The sequence below is a fragment of the Thermogutta sp. genome (genome assembly GCF_014359955.1).
In the GTDB taxonomy this organism is placed as follows: domain Bacteria; phylum Planctomycetota; class Planctomycetia; order Pirellulales; family Thermoguttaceae; genus Thermogutta.
The window spans coordinates 1-4,381 of record NZ_JACIYL010000347.1; the positions used below are offsets into that span (position 1 = coordinate 1).

Consider the following 4,381-nt stretch of genomic DNA (forward strand, 5'->3'; position numbering starts at 1 on the left):
CAACAACGGTTTCGAGGCCGGGATGGCGGTCAAAGAGTATCATCCCGATCTCATCGTCCTCGACATCATGCTCCCCGACATCAACGGAAAAGATGTCTGCCAGGTGGTGCGATCCGATCCCAACATGAATGATATCCGCATCATCTGCATCTCCGGCATGGTGGAAGAGGACCGTATTCAGGAGCTCAAAGCGGTGGGGGCCGACGATTTCCTCCACAAACCGTTTGAGATCGAGCAGCTCGTCGAGCGGATTTGCCAGTTGCTCGACATTCCGTCGCGGTCCCACGTTTGAGTGGTGAGTCGCTAGAGCAAGTGGGGAAACCCGGGCTGGCTTTCCTTGCGGTTGACCGGGTCAGGGATAGTTCGCGCACCATGCTCAGGTGCTTGCCTGATGTTCAAAGTTCTCACGCGGTCCCCTGCCGACAAGACCTTCTGGATCGCTGATGCCACGCTTGTCGGAATCAGTCGCGTCCTGTTTCGTCACGCTGGCCGACTGGGGGATGCGGCACCCGCGTGGTGTGGGTTGGGTCCCGATTTTCACCGACCGCTCGGTGCCGAACTGCTTCACGTCCTGCTCCGCGATCCACTCGCACTGGCGGCGGTGCTGAAAGACATTGCCCCCGATGGTGCGTCCCTTTTCCCGGCGAATGCGGCGGACGTCATCGGCGTCTTGCAATCACGCCTGACGGATGGCTTTCTGGGAAGCCTTGAACAATCGCCCGAAACGACCCCGCTGGGGAGACTTCATCCCGTCCGTCATCGGCCCGACAACCGAACCGTTGAGCAAACGGATCAGCCGTTCCCGGAACGGCTTTTGGTCCAGCGAGTGTTTCTCACGGCGCTGTTGACCCGATTGTGGCTGCGATCCGAGAATCCGGGCATGCTGCGTTTGGGGGACCTTGCAGTCGCCTTTCACCTGGCGTCGGAGGATCCCGACGATCGTGGTCCCAGCTTGCCAGAGAAAATCCCGGACTCCTTGGGCGGTGCGCTCGCCATTGTTCGCACGGTGTGGCAGATTGTCGGTTGTCTGCCGGAACAGGATTTCGAACTATTCTGGGTCCAAATAGTGCGGCATGATTGGCCGGAGATTTGGGAGTTTTTGCTGGAGAAAGCCCTTTCCCTTCCGGAGACTCGAACGTTTATCGAGCGGGCGGTCAGTGAAAAAAACCGGAGAAAAGTGGTCGATTCGCTCGCCGTCGTGTGGCGTTGGCAAAGCTGGTGGCAGACCATCACCGGTGCCCGCGAATTGTTTCTCACCGCCCTTGCCGCTTTTCGCGATTTTCTGGCGCTGCCCGTTCGAATGGCCGAGGTATTAGAAACTCTCAAACTGGATGCCCTGGCGGATTTCGCGGCGGGGGCTGCCCACGAGATCAACAATCCCCTCGCTGTGATCGGCGGCCACGCGCAGCTTCTCCTCCGCGATGCCAAAGATCCGGATACCCGGCGAACCCTGGCGATGATCCTTGCCCAGGTACAACGGGCCCACGAGATGATCGCGGACACGCGGCTTTTTGCGCGGCCTCCTCACCCCCGACCTGCGCCCGTGAACGTGATCGAATTGCTGGAAACGGCCGTTGCCGAGTTGAACCCCCTGGCCCAGGAAAAAGGCGTGCACCTTGTCCTGGCCGTTGGGCCGCAGGCGGAAGGGCCCGTCGTGCATGCCGATCGCAACCAACTGCTCATCGCCCTCGAGGCGGTGGGCAAGAATGCGATTGAGGCGGCCGGCAATGGGGGGGAAGTGCGCTTCGGCTGGGTCAACGCCCCCGAGGAAGTCGTGATCGAAATCGCGGACAACGGCCGCGGAATTCCCGAGGAGCATCGGCCACATATCTTCAATCCGTTTTACTCGGCGCGACAGGCCGGACGAGGACTGGGGATGGGTCTGCCCAAGGCTTGGCGGATCGTGCGTCAGCATGGCGGGCGGATCGAAGTGTTATCGCCTCCCGGCGGCGGAGCCGTCTTTCGGATTCATCTACCCAGCGGGAACGAATTGGCTGATTGATTGGGCCATAAACAGGTGACCCTTCATTGGTCATCAGGGGGGTGATTCACGATTCGATTGCGATGTGGGGTTCCCTGGGCGGGCGATTCTTGCTTGTCGGCCGGGGGTGATGAAACGGGAAAACTGGCCATCCAGCGGGACAGCAGTGTCCCCGTGAACATGCAACCGAAGGTGTAGAGAGCGCAGGGGATGGCGGCCTGCGGCTGGTCGGGAAAAAGGCTCAGAGTGAGCGTCGTCCCCAGCCCGGCGTTCTGCATGCCGATTTCCAGGGTCAGGGCCCGACGCATGCCCACCGGGAGTCCCGCCGCGATGGCCGCCAGATAACCGGCGGCATATCCCCCGAAATTGATCATCCCCAGGGCTGCCAGCAGGATGGCGTTGACGGCGTTCAACTGGGTGCGATTGGCAGCGACGACCACGGCGATGATCCAGAGGATGACGAGGTTCGCTACGATCGGACCCACCCTTGCTGCGATTGATCGCCATGCCGTGGAAAGCTGCGACAGAGCGAAGCCGAAGGCCACGGGCAAGACCACCATGAGAAGGAGCTCCACACCGGTCCGAATGACTGGAAATTCGACAAACCGGCCCACCGTCAGCCACATCACAAAAGGGACCACCACCGGGGACAGGAGCGTGGCGCTGGTCGTCAGGCTCACGGAGTAGCTGACGTTTCCCCGGGCGATCAACGTCAGGACGTTGGAGGCCATCGCCCCCGGCACGCACCCCACCATCAGACAGCCGATCAGCCAGGGGCCCTCCAGTCCCCAGACCTGCGAGGAGAGATAGGCCAGGGCGGGCATCGAGCTGTACTGCACCGCCGTCCCGAAGAGCACCAGTGGCCAGCGATGAAACACCCCCAGAAGCTCTTCCCGGGGCAGCAGCGAACCGATGGCCAGCATCGTCACGGCGATCAGGTGCGGTAAATAGGGCTTGCTGAGCAAAAAGGGATCGGGGCCATTGGAAATCATCGCGGGCCAGACGAACGCCACCAGGCAGAGGAGCACAAGCCAAACAGGAAGGAAACGCTCCAAATACCAACGCACCATGGCCACTCCAGCGCGGTCGCGGGGGGAAACTTTCAAACGCCGAACCTGCCCGGCGGCACAACGCCCGGCTCTCCTTTTGAACCTTCAATCCTTCGAAAAAAGCGTAGGCATCATTGTCGGCACCGCGGGATGCAAAGACAAGAACGCGTGAAGCGTTTCCTCAAGAAATCCGGGCTGGACGGGGACAGGCGGTCGCCCGGACGGTCAACCTCTTCCGCGAAGGAGAATTATCTCTGTCGCAAAACTAACGCTGGGTGGCAGGATCCGGCAGGGGAGCGAGCTCGGGCTGAACTTCCACGGTATCCGTCGCCAGCACTTCACCCTGGCCGCCGTGGAGCGGTTGCGGCTCGTTCGGCTGGGCGTGCCAGGGATACTCGAAAAGGTGACGGTAGTTATAGGGACTGCGATAGTAGTAGCCGTGGAAGGCCGGATAGCGATGGATCGTCCGCGGATTGCCGGGATAGCAGCCGAAGCGTGGCTGGTAGCAGGTTTGCGGCATCGGGCCAAACCAATCCACGATCCAGCCGTGACCTGTGGCCGTGGGCCGATGACCGATGGGTTTCCCCGCCGCGACGGCAGGCATCTCGGGAGCGGCTTCGACAACCACCGTTTCGTTGGGTGGGAGGGGAGCCGGTTGCGCTCCCGTCATCTGGTCCTGCGTAACCCCCCCTCCAAGGACGGAAACTACGACGGCGATGACCCATGTATTCATGAGGCAGTCCTCGATTTCCCTGGTTTGCCGAATTCTTCCGGTTATCAGAGCTGCGATGGTGGCGAGTCTGTCATGGGAGCGGCCCGCAAAAGAGGGCGAGCAACATGTCCCATAGATGCTATCGGGAATCCGGTCGGGGGAATCGCGGCAGGTTTGCTTTATCCGGAAAAACTTGCCCGCTTTCTCCGACGTTGCCCGACTATCGGCCGGAATGCGCTTGAGTATATCCCGGCCCTAACTAAAATAGGCAGGATAGATAAAGCAGATAAACGTATCTGTTTCGATTGGAAAACGTTCGACGCTTGAGGGATGCGCGGGGCTGTGGCAAGGTGGACCTTTTCGGTGGCTTTCTCATCTTGAAACGACCTCACAGGTGAAACGCCCAGTCCCGGTGTCACGGTGGCTCTTTGCGATTCGGCGATGCCTATGATGTACCGACCGTCTCTTCTTGTTGTGAGTGGTGATCGCGAGTTCATCAGCCAGATCGAATCGGCTCTGGCGTGGCGTTTCGCCGTGGTCCCGGTGGCCAAGATGAACGAGGTTTCCGCGGTCCGCGGGGGGCCGGAGTGTGTGGCCGTGGTCCTCCACCTCCACCCGCCGGTGATCAACGGCTATGCC

At 60.8% G+C, this 4,381-nt stretch carries 5 protein-coding genes; 3 read left to right on the forward strand and 2 right to left on the reverse strand.

The genetic code is table 11. From position 1 onward, the window contains the following. Both H5U08_RS11070 and H5U08_RS11075 read left to right on the forward strand, forming a co-directional pair. The coding region (locus H5U08_RS11070; RefSeq protein ID WP_297032977.1) for a response regulator at window positions 1-292 on the forward strand (292 nt) is incomplete at its 5' end. A gap of 99 nt (window positions 293-391) precedes the next feature. Continuing rightward, entirely contained in the window at window positions 392-2,002 is a 1,611-nt protein-coding gene (locus tag H5U08_RS11075) for a HAMP domain-containing sensor histidine kinase (protein ID WP_297032978.1), read from the forward strand. Between the two features lie 23 nt (window positions 2,003-2,025). Here the strand turns inward: H5U08_RS11075 and H5U08_RS11080 are convergent, their stop codons facing one another. After that, the gene (locus H5U08_RS11080; RefSeq protein WP_297032980.1) at window positions 2,026-3,051 is read right to left on the reverse strand and encodes a bile acid:sodium symporter family protein; all 1,026 of its coding nucleotides are present in this window, start codon (window positions 3,049-3,051) and stop codon (window positions 2,026-2,028) included. 244 nt (window positions 3,052-3,295) lie between these two features. Continuing rightward, window positions 3,296-3,763, reverse strand: a complete 468-nt coding sequence (locus H5U08_RS11085; RefSeq protein ID WP_297032982.1) for a hypothetical protein — start codon at window positions 3,761-3,763, stop codon at window positions 3,296-3,298. 426 nt (window positions 3,764-4,189) lie between these two features. Between H5U08_RS11085 and H5U08_RS11090 the strand changes: the two genes are divergently transcribed. Continuing rightward, window positions 4,190-4,381, forward strand: a 192-nt coding sequence (locus H5U08_RS11090) for a hypothetical protein (protein ID WP_297032984.1), incomplete at its 3' end; no start/stop codon positions are given.

Coding starts and splice junctions, on each gene's coding strand:
- H5U08_RS11080 (WP_297032980.1), bottom strand. CDS start 3,051: ATGGTGCGTTGGTATTTGGAGCGTTTCCTTCCTGTTTGGCTTGTGCTC.
- H5U08_RS11085 (WP_297032982.1), bottom strand. CDS start 3,763: ATGAATACATGGGTCATCGCCGTCGTAGTTTCCGTCCTTGGAGGGGGG.
- H5U08_RS11075 (WP_297032978.1), top strand. CDS start 392: ATGTTCAAAGTTCTCACGCGGTCCCCTGCCGACAAGACCTTCTGGATC.